General features: G+C 69.7%; 16 protein-coding genes and 1 pseudogene. 13 read left to right on the forward strand and 4 right to left on the reverse strand.

The genetic code is table 11. The features are described 5' to 3' along the window. Positions 1–28: 28 nt before the first annotated feature. Together ACZ7IB_RS08430 and ACZ7IB_RS08435 are read left to right on the forward strand one after the other, a co-directional pair. Positions 29–895: an AraC family transcriptional regulator gene (locus ACZ7IB_RS08430; RefSeq protein ID WP_470910311.1), complete on the forward strand. Its 867-nt coding sequence runs from the start codon at positions 29–31 to the stop codon at positions 893–895. Positions 896–1,068: 173 nt separating this feature from the next. Beyond that, positions 1,069–1,929, forward strand: a complete 861-nt coding sequence (locus ACZ7IB_RS08435; protein WP_470910313.1) for a S1 family peptidase — start codon at positions 1,069–1,071, stop codon at positions 1,927–1,929. Between the two features lie 66 nt (positions 1,930–1,995). Here the strand turns inward: ACZ7IB_RS08435 and ACZ7IB_RS08440 are convergent, their stop codons facing one another. Further along, the gene (locus ACZ7IB_RS08440) at positions 1,996–2,817 is read right to left on the reverse strand and encodes a TetR/AcrR family transcriptional regulator (RefSeq protein WP_470910316.1); all 822 of its coding nucleotides are present in this window, start codon (positions 2,815–2,817) and stop codon (positions 1,996–1,998) included. 84 nt (positions 2,818–2,901) lie between these two features. Here ACZ7IB_RS08440 and ACZ7IB_RS08445 point away from each other — a divergent pair, with 84 nt between their 5' ends. Next, positions 2,902–3,753 (forward strand): siderophore-interacting protein, encoded by an 852-nt coding sequence (locus tag ACZ7IB_RS08445; protein ID WP_470910320.1) that lies wholly within the window; start codon positions 2,902–2,904, stop codon positions 3,751–3,753. Here ACZ7IB_RS08445 and ACZ7IB_RS08450 read toward each other — a convergent pair. Further along, positions 3,748–5,376, reverse strand: coding sequence for an N-acyl-D-amino-acid deacylase family protein (locus ACZ7IB_RS08450; RefSeq protein WP_470910322.1), 1,629 nt, complete (start codon positions 5,374–5,376; stop codon positions 3,748–3,750). The genes ACZ7IB_RS08445 and ACZ7IB_RS08450 overlap by 6 nt on opposite strands. A gap of 98 nt (positions 5,377–5,474) precedes the next feature. Continuing rightward, on the reverse strand, positions 5,475–6,812 hold the full coding sequence (locus ACZ7IB_RS08455) for an alanine racemase (protein WP_470910324.1): 1,338 nt from the start codon (positions 6,810–6,812) through the stop codon (positions 5,475–5,477). A gap of 145 nt (positions 6,813–6,957) precedes the next feature. Between ACZ7IB_RS08455 and ACZ7IB_RS08460 the strand changes: the two genes are divergently transcribed. The 4 genes and pseudogenes from ACZ7IB_RS08460 to ACZ7IB_RS08475 form a co-directional block, all read left to right on the forward strand. Then, positions 6,958–8,010, forward strand: coding sequence for a sugar kinase (locus ACZ7IB_RS08460; protein ID WP_470910326.1), 1,053 nt, complete (start codon positions 6,958–6,960; stop codon positions 8,008–8,010). A gap of 73 nt (positions 8,011–8,083) precedes the next feature. After that, a complete protein-coding gene (locus ACZ7IB_RS08465) occupies positions 8,084–8,842 on the forward strand; it encodes an IclR family transcriptional regulator (RefSeq protein ID WP_470910328.1) in 759 nt (252 codons plus the stop codon). Between the two features lie 6 nt (positions 8,843–8,848). Then, positions 8,849–9,259, forward strand: coding sequence for a RidA family protein (locus tag ACZ7IB_RS08470; RefSeq protein WP_470910330.1), 411 nt, complete (start codon positions 8,849–8,851; stop codon positions 9,257–9,259). A gap of 18 nt (positions 9,260–9,277) precedes the next feature. Continuing rightward, positions 9,278–9,447 (forward strand): annotated as a pseudogene (locus ACZ7IB_RS08475) (GntT/GntP/DsdX family permease); the annotation flags it as partial. Positions 9,448–9,510: 63 nt separating this feature from the next. Here the strand turns inward: ACZ7IB_RS08475 and ACZ7IB_RS08480 are convergent. Then, on the reverse strand, positions 9,511–11,175 hold the full coding sequence (locus ACZ7IB_RS08480) for a chitinase (RefSeq protein ID WP_470910468.1): 1,665 nt from the start codon (positions 11,173–11,175) through the stop codon (positions 9,511–9,513). A 762-nt stretch (positions 11,176–11,937) separates the two neighbouring features. Here ACZ7IB_RS08480 and ACZ7IB_RS08485 point away from each other — a divergent pair. The 6 genes from ACZ7IB_RS08485 to ACZ7IB_RS08510 all read left to right on the forward strand — a co-directional run bounded on the left by ACZ7IB_RS08485 (position 11,938) and on the right by ACZ7IB_RS08510 (position 17,199). Next, complete coding sequence (locus ACZ7IB_RS08485; protein WP_470910333.1) at positions 11,938–12,804, forward strand: hypothetical protein; 867 nt, start codon at positions 11,938–11,940, stop codon at positions 12,802–12,804. A 75-nt stretch (positions 12,805–12,879) separates the two neighbouring features. Then, positions 12,880–13,587 carry a Flp pilus assembly protein CpaB gene (gene cpaB / locus ACZ7IB_RS08490; RefSeq protein WP_382222157.1) on the forward strand — a complete coding sequence of 236 codons (708 nt, stop codon included), beginning with the start codon at positions 12,880–12,882 and terminating at the stop codon, positions 13,585–13,587. A gap of 7 nt (positions 13,588–13,594) precedes the next feature. Beyond that, positions 13,595–14,899 (forward strand): AAA family ATPase, encoded by a 1,305-nt coding sequence (locus tag ACZ7IB_RS08495; protein WP_470910338.1) that lies wholly within the window; start codon positions 13,595–13,597, stop codon positions 14,897–14,899. A gap of 90 nt (positions 14,900–14,989) precedes the next feature. Further along, positions 14,990–15,376, forward strand: coding sequence for a TadE family protein (locus ACZ7IB_RS08500; RefSeq protein ID WP_470910470.1), 387 nt, complete (start codon positions 14,990–14,992; stop codon positions 15,374–15,376). A 3-nt stretch (positions 15,377–15,379) separates the two neighbouring features. Beyond that, entirely contained in the window at positions 15,380–15,793 is a 414-nt protein-coding gene (locus ACZ7IB_RS08505) for a TadE/TadG family type IV pilus assembly protein (RefSeq protein ID WP_470910342.1), read from the forward strand. Positions 15,794–15,861: 68 nt separating this feature from the next. After that, positions 15,862–17,199, forward strand: a complete 1,338-nt coding sequence (locus ACZ7IB_RS08510; RefSeq protein WP_384454513.1) for a CpaF family protein — start codon at positions 15,862–15,864, stop codon at positions 17,197–17,199. The last annotated feature ends 10 nt before the right edge of the window (positions 17,200–17,209 follow it).

The raw sequence follows: 17,209 nt of genomic DNA on the forward strand, positions 1-17,209 counted from the left end.
TGAGTGCTCGTAAGGGAAGGAGTCCGGGGTGCTGGAGCGGCTGAACCAGGCCATGGAGCACATCGAGTGCCGCCTCGATCAGCGGATCGAGGCGGCCGAGCCGGCGCGGATCGCGCTGACGTCGGAGTACCACTTCCGGCGGATGTTCTCGGCGTTGGCCGGGATGCCCCTGTCGGAATACATCCGGCGCCGGCGGCTGACGCTCGCGGGTGCCGAGGTGCTGGCAGGGGAGCGGACGCTGCTGGAGATCGCGGTGCGCTACGGCTACACCTCGGGGGAGGCGTTCGCGCGGGCGTTCCGGGCCATGCACGGCGTCGGCCCCGGCGAGGCCAGACGGACCGGTGCGGCTCTGCGGTCCCAGCCCCGGATGTCCTTCCACCTCGTGGTCGAAGGGAGCAGCAGCATGCGGTACCGGATCGTGGAGAAGGAGGAGTTCCGTGTGGTCGGGAAGAAGGCGCGGGTTCCGCTCGTGCACGAGGGGGTGAATCCGGCCATCGCCGAGTTCATCCGGGGCATCGGACAGGAGACGGTGCGGCGCATCGCGGAACTGTCCGACCAGGAGCCGGAGGGAATCGTCTCGGTGAGCGACAACCTCGCCGACAGCCGGGCGGAGGGGACCGAACTCGACTATTACCACGCCGTGGTGACCGGTGGGGCCGCGCCCGAGGACCTGGACGCACTGGTGGTCCCGGCGGGCACCTGGGCCGTCTTCGAGAACTCCGGGCCCTTCCCGCAGGCACTTCAGTACCTGTGGCGGGATGTGTTCACCCAGTGGTTCCCGTCAAATCCGTACCGGAGCAGGCCCGGTCCCGAGATCCTGCGCACCCGGGTGTCGCAGGACGCCGGACAGGCCGAGGCGGAGCTCTGGATCCCGGTGGAGCGGACCACGGCCTGAGACCGGGGGCTCGGTCCGGACGGCTCGAGACCGAACGGCCTGAGACCCGACGGCTTGAAACCGCCCCTTGTGGGGGCCCCTGCCGTGCGCCAACATGCGCATGTCAAAACCGAAGGAACTTCGGTCGCAGGGGCCATTCGGGCCCTGCACAGGTCACTGGAGGGGACCCCCACATGAAGAAGCCTCTCGTCGGCGCGCTTTTCACCGTTCTGCTGCTCGGGGCGGGAATCGCACCCGCGACCGCGGCCGCCGGCCACGACGCGGCAGCGACCGGCACCGTCAAGACGAAACTCGCGCCCAAGGCGGTGAACTTCGCCGGGACCGTCGCGCTCAGCAACTGTTCCGGCTCCGTCGTCCGTACGCCCGACTCCCAGCCCTCCGACCCCGCGCTCGTGCTCTCCAACGGGCACTGCATGGAGTCGGGATTTCCGGGACCGGGCGAGGTCGTGTTCAACCAGCCGTCCACCCGGAGCTTCACCCTGCTGAACGCCTCGGGCAGCGGGGTCGGCACCCTGCGGGCGAGCAAGATCGCGTACGGGACGATGACCGACACCGACATATCGGTGTACCAACTCACCCGCACCTATGCCCAGATCGAGAGCACCTACGGCATCAAGGCGCTGGAACTCAACACCGCGCACCCGGTCCAGGGCACCGCGATCACGGTGGTCTCCGGCTACTGGAAGCGCACGTACGCCTGCAATGTGGACGGTTTCGTCTACCGCCTCAAGGAGGGCGAGTGGACCTGGAAGGACTCGGTCCGCTACACCTCCGCCTGCCAGACCATCGGCGGTACGTCCGGCTCCCCGGTGATCGACAACGCGACCGGCAAGGTCGTCGCCGTCAACAACACCGGCAACGAGGACGGGCAGCAGTGCACGGACAACAACCCGTGCGAGGTCGACGAGAGCGGCAATGTGACGGTGCGTCAGGGCATCAACTACGCCCAGGAGACCTACGGCATCGTGCCGTGCATCGGTGCCGGCAACAAGTTCGACCTCAGCCGGCCGGGGTGTGCCCTGCCCAAGCCGTGAGTTCGTGAGCCACGCCGCCGCCGCGATGCCGACCGGGCACCGCGGCGGCGGCGCGCGCTCGTGGGCTCACGGAGCGCCCGTACGCCGGATCGCCGCCTCGATCCCGTCGAGCAGCACATCGAGTCCGACGGCGAACGTCTCCCGCGCCTCGCGTTCCAGATACGGCATCGCCTCCTCGCCGGGGGCGGAGGGCGGCTGCTGCGGGGTGCCCTCGCTCTCCATCGCGCTCAGGCTCGGATAGCGGTCGGCGAAGTCGGGTGCCGCCTCGCCCAGCAGCGCCGAGCGGGCGAACCACCACTCCTCGTCCGACTCGCCCGTCACCGCGGCGGCCTGCCGCGCCTCGGCGACCGTCCCGGCGCAGCCGCGGACGAAGTGGGTCAGTGTGCCCACCAGCCGCCGCAGGAGCGAGGCGTCGAGCCCGGTTCCGCTCAGCAGGCGTACGAGCGTGTCCAGGCCGGTGTACTCGTGCGGGCCGAGGACCGGGCGGGCCTGGGAGACCTGGAGCACCCAGGGGTGGCGGAGGAGGAACGCGAGCGTGTCCCGCGCCCAATCGGTCAGTCCCGCACGCCAGTTGTCGGTGCCTGAGTACTGGGTGGGCAGCTCGGCGTGGACGGCGTCATACATCAGGTCCAGCAGCTCGCTCTTGCTGGGGACGTAGGTGTAGAGCGCCATCGCCGTACGGCCCAGCCGCTCGCCCACCGCGCGCATCGAGAGCGCGGCCATGCCGTCCTCGTCGGCGACGGCGATCGCGGCGGTCACGATCGCGTCCACGCTCAGCCCCGGCCTGGGGCCCGGCCCGGGGCCGCGGCGCGGCTGCGCCGGCTGCTCGGCGCGCCACAGCAGGGACATCGAACGGCGGGCGTCGCCCTGTCCGGCAAAGACCACCACTTGCGACTCCTTACGCCATAAAGTAACTTCGCCGAGGTAATTCCTTACGGCATAAACTATCAGTCGCAGAGAGTGGGTGCCGCGATGGGGCAGGCATTGCCCGTGTCGTATGTACGGGTTGTGGGCGTGGAGCGGATCACCCCGCGCACGGCACGCATCACCTTCGCCGGGAACGCACTGGCGGAGCTCATGGAGGACCGGCCCGACCAGCAGATGAAGCTCTGCCTCCCGAGGGAGGGGCAGGAGGTGCCCCGGCTGCCGGAGCCGGACGCCGACGACACGTACGGCATGCGGTGGTACGAGGCGTACCTCGCGATCCCCGAGCCCGAACGTCCGCTGATGCGGAGCTTCACGGTTCGCGCGTACGACCGGCGGCTCGGCCTGATGGCCGTCGACTTCGTGCTCCATGGCGACGAAGGACCCGCCGCCCGCTGGGGCCGGGACGCGCGCCCCGGGGATGTCCTCGGCATGGTCGGCCCGTCGTCGATGTACGCCCGGCCGCTGCCCGCCGCCGACTGGCTGCTGCTGGCCGGGGACGAGACGGCGCTCCCGGCGATCGGGACGCTCCTGGAGTCCCTCCCGGCCGGGGCGCGGGCGGTGGTGTACGCCGAGGTGGCCGACAAGGCGGAGGAGCAGGTGTTCGACTCGCCCGGCGAGGTGACCGTCCACTGGGTGCACCGGGACCGGGGTGAGACGTTGACGGACGCGGTGAGGGGCGCCGAACTGCCCGCCGGGTCCGGTGCGGCATGGCTGGCCGGCGAGGCCGGGGCGGTGCGGGCCCTGCGCCGCCACCTGGTCGAGGAGCGCGGACTGCCCAGGGCCGCTGTGGAGTTCAGCGGCTACTGGCGGGCGAGCCTCACCCAGGACGACGCCCCGACCGAGGAGGACCTGGCCTGGGCGAAGGAGCGTGCGGCCGAGGGCCCGGAGACCTCATAGGCCCTGGGTGCGTCCCTCTCCCCGTACGGCCCGGCCCGCCAGCACCTGGGTCCGGCGGCCGTCCTCGATGACGAAGCGGCCGTCGATCAGCACATGCGGAATGCCGGTCGGCAGCGTACGCGGTTCCTCGAACGTCGAGCCCGCCGCCACCGTCGCCGGGTCGAAGAGGACCAGGTCCGCGCGGTAGCCCTCGCGTATGTGTCCCCGGTCGGTCAGACGCAGTCGCTTCGCCGGGCGGGAGGTGAGGTGGGCGACGCACTCCTCCAGTGACAGGATGCCCAACTCCCTTACGTACCGGCCGAGATACTGCGGGAACGTGCCGTACGCGCGCGGGTGCGGCTTGTCGCCCTGAAGGATGCCGTCGCTGCCGCCGGTGTGCACACGGTGGCGCATGATCTGCTGGACGTTCTCCTCGTGGCCCACGTGCTGGAGGATCGTGGAGCCGAGCCGGTCCTCGATGAGCAGCCGGCGTGCGGTCACCCAGGGGGCCTCGCCGCGCAGGCGGGCGGACTCGGCCACCGTACGGCCGACATGGCCGGCGAGGCCGGGGACGCTGACGCCCGAGATCTCGATCGTGTCCCACTCGATCGGCACACCGTGGCAGCCGTCCGAGCCCAGCACCTCCATGTGGTGCCGGATCCGCTCCGCCGCCCTGTCGTCCGCGAGACGGGTGAGGACCGACTCGGGTCCGCCCTCGCTCGCCCAGCTCGGCAGCATCGCGGCGAGGGTCGTGCAGCCCGGCGCGTACGGGTAGGTGTCGAGGGAGATGTCCGCGCCCGCGTCGAGGGCGTCGTCGAGCAGGGCGAGGAGGTCCGGTGCCTTGCCCTTGTTCACGCCGAAGTTCATGGTGGCGTGGGCGAGGTGGAGGGCGCAGCCCGCGTTCCTGGTGAGCTGCACCATCTCCTCGTACGCGCCGAGTGCGCCCGCCCCGTAGGAGCGGTGGTGCGGGCAGTAGTAGCCGCCGTACCCGGCCACCACCCGGCACAGTTCGGTGAGTTCGGCGTCGTTCGCGTACATGCCGGGTGTGTACGTGAGACCGGAGGACATGCCGACCGCGCCGTCCGCCATGCCCTGGGCGACGAGCTCCTTCATCCGGGTCAGCTCGGCGTCGGTGGCCGGGCGGTCCTCCCAGCCCATCGCGTACATCCGGACCGTGCCCTGCGGGATGAGGTAGGCGGCGTTGACCGCGATGCCCCGGCCGTCGAAGTTGCGGTCCAGGCGGTCCAGGTACTCGCCGACCGTGCGCCAGTCGAAGTCGAGGTCCGAACCGTCGCCGTTCCAGCCGCTGATCGTCTTCCGTACCTCGGCGAGCGTGCGGTCGTCGACCGGGGCGTACGACAGGCCGTCCTGGCCGAGGACTTCGAGGGTGACGCCCTGCGCGGCCTTGGCGCTGTGGTCGGGGTCGCGGAGCAGCGCGAGATCGCTGTGCGCGTGCATGTCGATGAAGCCGGGGGAGAGCGCGAGTCCGTCGGCGTCGAGGGTGCGGCGGGCGGTGGGGCGCGGGCCGGGGGCGTGTTCGGGGTGGACCTCGGTGATCCGGCCGTCGCCGATGGCCACGTCCGCGCGGTGGGCGGGGGTGCCGGTGCCGTCGACGACATGTGCGTTACGGATGACCAGGTCCATGGGGTGGGCCGCCTTTCGCCAGGATCAAGCCCCTTTGGCGATCGAGGTCCGGGGGTCCGGGGGCGGAGCCCCCGGTTACAGGGAGGGGCGGGCAGAGGTCAGAAGAACGTGCGGATGTAATCCGTCACCGTGCCGTCCGCCTCCACCAGCGGAATCAGCTGCCACTTGTCGAAGCTCGTGCACGGGTGCGACAGACCCATCCCCACCCAGTCACCCACCTCCAGCTCCGCTCCCGGCTCCGTACGCACCCACGTGTGCTGGTCCGACAGACCGCTGACCGCGACACCCGTCGCGGGCCGGACCGAGCCGTCGCGGCCGGACCGTACGACCTGCGCCTGCGGGAGGTCGAGGTCGTACGCCGCATCCCGCTTGCCCGCGTTGAGGAACGCCTGCTCGGGGGAGGGCCGGGAGACGACCTGGGCCCAGAGCCGGAAGGCGGGCTGCAGGGCCCCCTCCTCCGGGACGCGGTTGAACGGGGTGAGGTGGCGGTAGTGGCCGTCGTCGTGCGAGACGTACGCCCCCGAGCGCAGCAGCTTGAGCACCGGACCGGAGAGTTCCGGGATCTGGGCGAACACGTCCGCCACCGCGTCGAACCACGCGCTGCCGCCCGCGCTGATCACGATCCCCTCGTCGGCCGCCGACTCCGCGAACCGGCCCGCCCGGTCGAAGCCGACGGCCAGCGCGACGAGCCGGCGCAGCCACTCCCGTACCCGCTCGCCGGACGCGTCCGGCACCTCGCCCTCGTAACCGGCCACGCCCACCAGCCGCAGCGTCGAGGCCGCGGCCACCGCATCGGCGACCGCCGCGCACTCGGCCTCGGTACGGACCCCCGTACGCGCACCCTCGCCCGCGCCCAGCTCGACGACGACGTCCACGGGCCGGGAGGCGCCCGCCGCCCGCAGCGCCTGGTCCATCAGCTCCACGCCGCGCACCGAGTCGACGTAACAGATGAAGCGGAATTCCGGGTCCGAGTCCAGCTCACCGGCGAGCCAGCGCAGGGCCACCGCGTCGACGAGCTCATTGGCCAGGAAGATCCGCCGGATTCCGTACGCCCGGTAGACCCGCGCCTGGTGCGGCACGGCCGCGGTGATGCCCCAGGCGCCGTACTCCAGCTGGCGGGCGAAGAGCTGCGGTGACATGGAGGTCTTGCCGTGCGGGGCGAAGGCGAGCCCGTGGCGCTCCGCGTACGTCTCCAGAAGGGCGAGATTGTGCTCGACCGACTCGGCGGACAGGGCGAGCACCGGGGTGGTGAAACCGCCCGTGAAGAGATTGCGTCGCTCGGCGGCGAGGGCGCCGACGGTCAGGCCCTCCGCGTCGGGCGGGAGCGCCTTGAAGCGGTGGTCGACCAGCTCGTCGGCAAGTCCGGCCACAGGACGGTCGGCGGCCAAGGGGGCCTCCTCGATCGAAGGAATCGTTGCAGCATATGCAACACCCATTGCGTATATCGCTCAACGCTGTCTAACATCCGAGCCGGCGCCGGGTCAATGCCGGGAGCCGGCAGTCGGCACCGCCCCTACCCGAGCCGCCGCCCCGCCGAACCCGCCGCATCACCGAACCCGCCGATCCCGCGAGGAGCCCCGAGTGTCCGGAACCCCGGCCAGGACCGCCGATGCCGCCACGGCCGCCGAAGTCGTGTGCCTCGGCGAGTCCATGGTGACGTTCCTGCCGTCGCAGTCCGGACGCCTCGCCGACGTACCCTCCTTCGGCCGCGGTATCGGCGGCGCCGAGTCCAATGTCGCCTGCGCGCTCGCCGCCGCCGGGCACCGGGCGGCCTGGGTCAGCAGGGTCGGTGCGGACGGGTTCGGGGACCATCTCGTCGAGGCGGTCGCCGGCTACGGGGTCGACACCTTGGCCGTGCAGCGCGATCCGGCGCGGCCCACCGGGATCTACTTCCGCACGGCGACGGACCGGGCCACCGATGTGCACGAGGTCGCGTACTACCGGGCCGGGTCCGCCGCCTCCGCGATGTCCCCGGACAACGTCCCGTACGAGGCGCTGTTCGCAGGCCGCGTCCTGCATCTGTCCGGCATCACGGCGGCGCTCTCCGCCGGCTGCCTGGCCCTGCTCCACGACCTGACCGCCCCCCGGCCCGGTCGCCCGCTGATTTCCTTCGACGTCAACCACCGGCCGGGCCTGTGGCGCGACGCCGACGCGGCCCCCGAGGTGCTCCTGGACCTGGCCCGCCGCTGCGACCTGGTCTTCGTCGGCGAGGACGAGGCGGAGGAGGCGTGGGGGGTGAAGGGCGCGAAGGCGATTCGCGCGGCATTGCCGGAGCCGGGGGTGCTGGTCGTGAAGCGCGGGTCCGACGGGGCGACGGTCTTCTCGGACGCGGGCGAGGCCGACGACGTCACCGCCGTCCCCGCCCTCCGGGTCGACGTCGTCGCCCCCGTCGGCGCCGGTGACGGCTTCGCCGCCGGGTTCCTCTCCGCCACCCTCCGCGACCTCCCCGTACGCGACCGCGTCCGGCACGGCCACCTCATGGCCGCCGCCGTCCTCACCGTCCCCGGCGACCTCACCGACCCTCCGGCCCGCGCGCACGCCGACGCCCTTGCCGCACTGGACGACGAGGCCTGGGGGAGACTTCGTCTCGGCCCCGGGTGGACGGGGCACGACCAGGAGGTATGTACGACGTGAGCGAGCGCGGCGAGCGAACGGACAAGAGGGGCGTCCCGGGCGAAGACCGGGCCGAGGGCAGCGAGGCACGCGTATGAGCCAGACCGTCGACCGGGCGCTGAGCATCCTGCCGCTGCTCGCCCAGGGGCCCGCCGACCTCGGGCAGGTCGCCGAGCGGCTCGGCGTCCACAAGTCCACGGCGCTGCGCCTGCTTCGTACGCTCCACGAGCACGGACTCGTCTACCGCCAGCAGGACCAGCGCTACCGCCTCGGCGCCCGCCTCTTCGCGCTCGCGCAGGAGGCCGTCGAGAACCTCGACGTACGGGAGATCGCCCACCCCCACCTCGTCGAACTCAACGAGAGCTGCGGCCACACCGTGCATCTCGCGGTGTACGAGGAGCACGAGGTCCTCTACATCGACAAGGTCGAGAGCCGCTACCCGGTCCGGATGTACTCGCGGATCGGCAAGCCCGTCGCGATCACCGTCGCCGCCGTCGCGAAACTGCTCCTCGCCGATCTCACCGAGCCCGAGCGGCGCGCCATCGCCGAGACGCTCGACTACCCCATGTACACGTCCCGTTCGACCCCGAACGCCGGTGCCTTCCTCAAGGAGCTCGCCGTCGTCCGCGAACAGGGCTGGGCCACCGACCTCGGTGGCCACGAGGAGTCCATCAACTGCATCGGCGCCCCCATCCGGGGTGCGGACGGGCGGGTCGTCGCCGCGATGTCGGTCTCCGCACCCAATGTCGTCGTCACGGCCGAGGAACTCCTCACCCTGCTCCCCCTGGTGCGCCGCACCGCCGACACCATCAGCCGGGAGTACTCCGGCACCAACCAACCCAAGAAAGCCTGAACAGCCATGACCGAGAAGATCGCCCTCACCCCGAGCACCCACACCACGCCGCCCGCGAAGTTCTCGCACGGCGTGAAGAAGGGGAACATCCTCCAGGTCGCCGGCCAGGTCGGCTTCCTCCCCGCCACCGAGGGCCAGGCGCCCACCCCCGCCGGTCCGACGCTGCGCGAGCAGACCCTCCAGACCTTCGCCAACGTCAAGGCGATCCTGGAGGAGGGCGGCGCGAGCTGGGACGACGTGATGATGATGCGCGTCTACCTCACGGACGTGGACCACTTCGCCGAGATGAACGAGATCTACAACGCCTACTTCGGCGAGCAGAACCTCAAGACGGCCCCGGCCGCCCGTACGACGGTCTACGTCGGCCTCCCCAAGGGCCTGCTGATCGAGATCGACGCGCTCGCGGTCCTCGGCTGAACCAGCTGATCCACTTGCGTCGCCCAGGGCTCGGCGACGGTCGCGATCGTCACCACCGCGGGCGTCGTCGTGCCGCTGGTCGAGGCCAGGACCTGTCCCAGGCGCATCTGGCGCTGATCATCATGGCGATCTCGGCCGGCTCGATCTTCGCCTCGCACGTGAACGACGGCGGCCTCTGGATGGTGTCGAACGCATGCAGCAGCGCCGCCGGGGGAGCGGCGGCGCTGCTGGTCACTGATGCCGGACGGTGGTTACGGCAGGCCGTGCACGTGCGGGGCCACCGCGTTCGACCAGGCGTTGCCCGACTTGGCGTCCCAGTTGGTCGACCAGGTCATCGCACCGCGGAGACCCGGGTAGGTCTTCGCGGGCTTGAACGTGCCGCAGTTGGTGCCGACGGCCAGGCAGTCCAGGGCCGCGTTCACGATCGACGGCGAGACGTAGCCGCTGCCCGCGCCGCTGGTGGAGGCGGGGACGCCGAGGCCGACCTGGGACGGGTCGAGGCCGCCCTCCAGTTGGATGCAGGCGAGCGCGGTGAGGAAGTCCACCGAGCCCTGCGAGTAGACCTTGCCGTCGCAGCCGAGCATCGAACCGCTGTTGTAGTACTGCATGTTGACGACGGTCAGGATGTCCTTGATGCCGAGCGCCGTCTTGAAGTACTCACCCGAGGCGGACTGCATGTCGATGGTCTGCGGCGCCATCGTGATGACGAGGCCGGAGCCCACCTTCTGCGACAGCGAGCGCAACGCCTTCGTCATGTACGTGGAGTTGATGCCGTTCTCCAGGTCGATGTCGACGCCGTTGAAGCCGTACTCCTGGATGAGCGAGTAGACCGAGTTGGCGAAGTTGGTGGCGGAGGCGTCACTGTTGACCGAGACGGACCCCTTCTCACCGCCGACCGAGATGATGACGTTCTTCCCGGCCGCCTGCTTCGCCTTGATGTCGGCCTTGAACTGGTCGGCGGTGTAGCCGTTCAGGCCCGCCGTGTCCAGGTTGAAGGTGACGGCACCCGGTGTGGTCGTGGCGTCGGCGAAGGAGACCGCGATGATGTCGTAGTTCGCGGGCACGTCGCTGAGCTTCTGCACGGTCGCGCCGTTGTTGAAGTTCTGCCAGTAGCCGGTCACCGCGTGCTTGGGCACCGAGGTGCCCGGGTCGGGGTTGCCGCCCGACTGGGCCGTACGCCCGCTGACCGTCGCGGACTTGACGGACTCACCGGCCGCGTTGGTGGCGGTCACCGCGAACCGGTACGCCGTGTCGGCGGTCAGACCCGTGATCGTTGCGGAGGTCCCGGTGGACGTGGTGACCTTCGCGCCGTCCTTGTAGACGGTGTAGCCGGTCGCGCCGGACACCGCGTTCCAGGACAGGGCGATGGAGGAGGGCGTGGTCGCGCCGACGGTGAGACCGGCGGGCGCTGCGGGGATCTCCGGAGTGGGGTCGGTGCCGCCACCGCCGTCGGGGCCGCTGACCGAGATGTCGTCCGCCAGATAGGCGGCCTGCCCGTACCAGCCGTGCGTGTACACCGTGACCGAGGTGGTGCTCGGGCCGGTTCTGAAGCTGGTGGTGAGCTGGGTCCAGCTGCTGGAGCCGGGGGACCAGGCCGATACGTCGGTGGTTCCGGTACCGCTCGCGCCGATGTACGCGTACCCGCCCTGCACCCAGGAGCCGAGCGTGTACGTCGAGTCGGGCTTCACGGCCACGGTCTGGGTGCACTTCGCGTTGTCCTGGCCGGCCGGGGTGGCCTTCAGGGCGGCGGTGCCCCCGTGCACGGGGGAGGAGACGGTGGTGCCGCTGCCGCCGGAACAGGTCCAGTTGGCGAGCCCCGACTCGAAGCCCGCGTTCTTGGCGACGTTGACATCGGCGGCCTCGGCGTTGCTGACGAGACCGGTGGCGGTCAGCGCGCCGGCTGCGAGGACGGCCATGGCTGCGCCGAGGAGCGGCCGGGTGTGGCGCCTGCGGATTCTGTGGCCGCTGACGGGCAAAGGTTCCACTTGCTGCCTCCGTGGGGGAGTTGGGGATGCCGGGCGGGGTACCTGGGATGAGCCGGCGGGTCGACCGGCGGTACCCGGGCTGTCCGGGGAATGGCGCGGAGATGGAGGGGGTGTGCAGTTGAACGACGGTGGCCACCGCTGGCCGATAAGCTGGTCCGGACCAATCAAGTTGTCAAGACCTCTGGCGATGCCGGCTGTCCGGCCCGTGCTCGCCGGGGCGCTCCGCGGCCGCCCCGTCAGCCACCCGTGAACGGCCGTTCGGAGGTTCCGCAACGGCCGTGGGGCCCCAACAAATTGACGATTTGTTGAGCTCGCGTGCCCCTCGTGCGGGTGACGTGGTCCAGATGCTCGGACAGTGACGATCAGGCCCTCCGGAGCCCCGTGCGCCAGGTTCCGCATCCGGCCTGACGTGCGGAGATGAATTTCCGGCGGCAGGTAATCGGGAGGTGGATTCGTAACACTCCGCAGTGGTACAGGAGTTAACGATTTTCGATTTGATCCGATTTAGCATGGAGATGTTGTGCAGGCGGCTCACACAGGTTGTCGTACTGACCTCCGAAAAGTGTTCTCTGCCAGGTAAGACGTGGATAAAGTGCAGAGGCAGAACCGCGGAGCAGGAGCGATTGCGGCCGACGTCATGACCGCCGTCTGGCCGGAGCCGAAACGGGGAACAGCGTGCCGACCGCAATAGCAGTGACCAGTGCTGATTTGGTACTACCTCCGACCGACCAGCAGACGCCGACAGCAGCCCTGCTGCAGGCACCCGACGCCCAGGCGTTGGAGATGGCCATCGGTGACATGCACGTGCTGCTCGAACAGCACGGCTACGTCGTCGCCGTCTACCCGACCGGCATCGCGCCCGCCCATGAACGCCGGCTCTACTCCGTACGGTCCGTGCTGGAGAGCGACCGCATCGCTCTGCTCAAGGTGGACCTCCCCCCCTTGGGCGTCGCCGTACTCGTAAGACAGCTCCGCCAGTTGTCCATCTGTGACTTCAGTCCGGGAGTGGTCGCCTCCGCCGCCCGGCTGCTGTCCCACTACATCCGCGCGGGCGCCCTGCTGAACTCCGTCACCAAGTTCGACCGGGTCCCGGTCGACCTCAGGACACATGCCAAGTCCTGGGTGCCGGGCTCCCAGTTCGCCGTGGTCGCGGGGCCGGACCCGCAGCTCGTCAAGGTCGGCCCGAAGGCGGACCCACCGACCGGCCCGGAATTCGCCACGGATCTGGTGATCGCCAAAGGGCAGTCGCAGTCCGAGTGGGTGAAGCAGACCCTGGCACCCGCGTGGCAGGTCCAGTCCATTCACGAGGCCGCGCTTCCTTCCGGTTCCCCGGCATGGTGGGGAACCGGAAAACTGGTTGAATTCGCTGCCTATCTTCCAGACATCTCCATTCTGTACCAACTGGTGTCCTCCGTACGTCGCGAGAACTGCCACTGGTGCGGAATGGACCTCATCGGTGACCGCTGCGGGTTCTGCTCCTCCCCGCTACCCGCAGCCGAGAAACGAATGCACCCCGCCGGCGTCCTCAGCCAGGGAGTGCCCGCACCACCGCAGTCCTAGCGCTTCCGCTTTCCTCCGTAGACGCCCTCCTGTCCGCTGCCCCACGCATCCGATTCGAACGAGGTTGTCCGGCCCATGAACTCCCGCCAGCGCCGCGGCGTGATACTCCTGCTTTTGTCGGTTCTGTGCGCCTTCGGCGCCTTCGCCGGCGTGCTCTCGGTGATCAGTGACGTCAACACCAAGGTCGGCCCCGAGGTCTCGGCCTACCAGCTGAAGTCCGATGTAGCGCCCTATACCGCCCTGTCGTCCGGTCAGTTCGAGAAGATCTCGATGCCGAAGCGCTGGCTCTCCACCAACGCCGTGACCGACCTCTCCGAGGTGAACGGCAAGATCGCCGTCACCCAGCTGCGCAAGGGCTCGCTGCTCCAGTCCGACATGATGCAGAAGCGCCCCGAACTGCAGCCCGGGGAGCAGGAGATCGCCATCATGATCGACGCCGCGACCGGCGTCGCGGGCAAGATCACCCCCGGTGCCACGGTCAACATCTACGCCACCTTCGCCGGTGAGCGCGACGGCGACCCCTCCCAGTCGAAGGTCATCGTCTCCAACGCCAAGGTGCTGGACGTCGGCAAGCTGACCGCCCTGGAGCCGAGCCGCGACGGCAAGTCCAACATGGGCACCGAGGCCGTCCCGATCACCTTCGCGCTCAACACGCTCGACACCCAGCGCATCGCCTACGCCGAGTCCTTCGCGGAGCACGTACGCCTCGCGCTCCTGGCCTCCGGCAGCGACAGCACCATCCGCCCGGGCGACCGCACCTACACGATCGACAAGGACAAGTGAGGATCGCATGACCACCAGGATCCTCCCGGCCGTCGGCGACGTCGACGCGGCCAGATCCGTCACCACCCTGCTCAGCCAGCTCCCCGACGCGGAACCGGCCACTCCGGTCACTGATTCGACCCAGCTCATCGACACCCTCGCCCGGCTCGCGGGCGAATCGCTCGACGAACTGCCCGAGGTGGTGCTGGTCCACGAGCGGATCGGTCCGGTGCCTGCGCTGGAACTGATCCGGGAGGTCTCCCTGCGCTTCCCCGCCATCGGGGTCGTGCTGATCACCGCCGATGTCACCCCCGGCCTGTTCGCCTCCGCGATGGAGTCGGGTGCGCGAGGTGTCATCACCCTGCCCCTGAGCTACGAGGAACTGGCCAGCCGGATCCAGTCCGCCGCCCAGTGGTCCGCCGGCGTCCACCGTCACCTGAGCACCGGAGCCGATGTCTTCACCGGCCCCGGCGGTACGGTCGTCACGGTCAGCGGCGCGAAGGGCGGGGTCGGCGCCACCGTCACCGCCGTACAACTCGCCTTGGCCGCCCAGGCGTCCGGACGTACCGTGGCCCTGGTCGACATGGACCTCCAGGCCGGCGACATCGGCTCCTACCTCGATGTGCAGTTCCGGCGTTCCATCGTCGACCTGTCGACCATCGCCGACATCTCGCCACGCGTCCTGTCCGACGCCGTGTTCAGCCACGGCTCCGGCCTCGCGCTGCTCCTGGCGCCCGGTGAGGGCGAGAGCGCCGAGGAGGTCAGCGACCGCTCGGCCCGGCAGATCGTCAGCGCCCTGCGCTCGCGCTATGAGGTCGTGGTCATCGACTGCGGCAGTCAGCTGCAGGGAGCCAGCGCCGCGGCCATCGAGATGGCCGACACGGCGCTGCTGGTCACCACACCGGATGTGATCGCGGTGCGCGGTGCCAAGCGCCTTGTACGGATGTGGGAGCGGCTCCAGATCCGCAAGGCGGAGGAGACGGTCACCGTCGTCAACCGGTTCATCCGCAGCACCGAGATCCAGCCGCAGCTGATCGAGAAGATCACCGGGACCCGGACGGCGAACACGGCCGTTCCCGCGAACTTCAAGGAACTCCAGAGCGTCGTCGACGCGGGCCGGCTGCACGACCTCGATTCCAAGAGCTCCGTCAAACAGGCCCTCTGGGCCCTTGCGGGCGAGGTGGGCATCGTGAAGGTTCCTGAGAAGGCCGAGAAGAGCGGTGCGAAGGCCGGCGGAATATTCAAGAACGACCGAGGCTCGATCGGGCGCCCACGCGTCGGCCGACGCGACGGCGACGCCCGGAACCGGGCGACGACCAAGGGGGCAAGTTGACCAATGGCACCTACCGAGACGACAGACACGGAGATACGGGGAAGGCGTTACGGTGATCCGTCCCCGGCGCGAGGCCGGGTGCGGGGCTTGGTGCAGGGCCGGCTGCTCGGCCGCAGGCGTGACCGCGGCCAGACCGCGATCGAGTTCCTGGGCGTCACGCCGCTGATCATCCTGCTGGCGGTCGCGCTCTGGCAGTGCGCGCTGATCGGCTACACGTTCAGCCTGGCGGGGAACGCGGCGGACAAGGCGGCGCACCAGGGGGCCATCACGGAGGGCCTGCGGGTGCAGGAATGCCGGCACGCGGCCAAGGAGCACCTGCCGAAGGCCTGGCGGAAGTCGATGAAGACGACGGACTGCCGCCGCAAGTCCGGCATGTACACGGCCAAGGTCAAGCTGCAAGTGCCGGTCCTGGTGCCCGGTGTACTCAACTGGCCGTTTCGCGTCGAAGGCAACGCCGCGTTCCCGCTGGAGGGCTGAGCGATGAGCAAGCGCACGCACACACCCGGCCGGACGGCCGCCGCCACCACCACCGCCACCACCACCTGCCGAGACCGCGGCCAGGTCGCCATCGAGTATCTGGGCTTCCTCCCCCTGCTGCTCCTGGTCGGCCTCCTCGCGATCCAGGCGGGCCTCGCCGCGTACGCCGCCAACCAGGCGGGGACCGGGGCCCGGTCGGCGGCCCGTACGGCGAGTATGTCGACGGGCGGCTGCGACGAGGGGGCAGCCAAGGACGCGATGAGTGGCTGGACCGCCGACCGGGCCGAGATCTTGCCCTCCTCCTCCTCCTCCTTCGACGAGGTCACCTGCACCGTCAGTGTCGACGTGCCCGACATCATCCCGGGCGTCCATATCTGGGGTCCGGCCGAACGCAGTTCCACGATGCCGCGCACCTGACCCCGCGGCGCACCACACCGCTGTCTCACCGGCGGATCAACAGGCAAGTGGGAACGAGGAGTTACGGAATGAGTCTGCGGGCACGCATGACCGCCCCCGAGAAGAACGGCGGGGCGCGGGAGGACAGCCACATGGTGGCCACCTACCGCGCCAAGCTGCTCGAAGAGATCGACCTGGCGGAGATGTCCTCGCTCGCCGCCGCAGACCGGCGGGCCCGGCTGGAGCGCGTACTCAGCCACATCATCAGCCGCGAAGGACCGGTCCTCTCGACCGTCGAACGCACCCAGCTGATCCGCCGGGTCGTCGACGAGGCCCTCGGTCTCGGCATCCTCGAACCGCTCCTCGAAGACGCGTCCATCACCGAAATCATGGTGAACGGACCGGACCAGATCTTCGTCGAGCGCAGCGGCAAGGTCGAGCAGCTCCCGATGCGCTTCAGCTCGCACGAACAGCTGATGCAGACCATCGAGCGCATCGTCTCGACCGTCAACCGCCGCGTCGACGAGTCGAACCCCATGGTTGACGCGCGTCTACCCAGTGGTGAGCGTGTCAACGTGATCATCCCGCCGCTGTCGCTGAGTGGCGCCACGCTCACCATCCGACGGTTCCCGAGGGCCTTCACGCTCCAGGAAATGATCAACGTCGGCTCGCTCGACGAGCAGATGCTGATCCTTCTCTCCGGACTCGTCCAGGCCAAGCTCAACGTCATCGTCTCCGGCGCCACCGGTACCGGGAAGACGACGCTCCTCAACGCGCTCTCCGGCCTCATCCCCGACAGCGAGCGCATCGTCACCATCGAGGACTCCGCCGAGCTCCAGCTCCAGCAGAGCCATGTCATCCGGCTGGAGTCCCGGCCGGCGAACGTCGAGGGGAAGGGCCAGATCACCATCCGTGACCTGGTCCGCAACTCCCTGCGTATGCGACCCGACCGCATCGTCGTCGGTGAGGTCCGTGGTGGTGAGTCGCTCGACATGCTCCAGGCGATGTCGACCGGTCACGACGGCTCGCTCGCCACCGTCCACGCCAACAATGCCGAGGACGCGCTCATGCGTCTGCAGACCCTGGCCTCGATGTCCGAGATCAAGATCCCGTTCGAAGCACTGCACGACCAGATCAACAGCGCCGTCGACGTCATCGTCCAGCTCACCCGGCACGCCGACGGTTCCCGCAAGATCACCGAGATCGCCGTCCTCGACTCGCACGGCCGCGATCCCTACCGCATCGTGACCGTCGCCCGGTTCGACGCCCAGCCGATGGATGCCGAGGGCCGGATCAACGGCGAGTTCAGGTACCTCCCGATCCCGCGCAAGATCGCCGAGCGTCTCTACATGGCCAGCCAGCCCGTCCCGCAGGCCTTCGGGGTCGCCGATTCCGCCGAACAGCTCGCCACCCGAGAGGCCAACTAGGTACCGTGCC

The sequence above is a fragment of the Streptomyces sp. NPDC037301 genome (genome assembly GCF_055602785.1).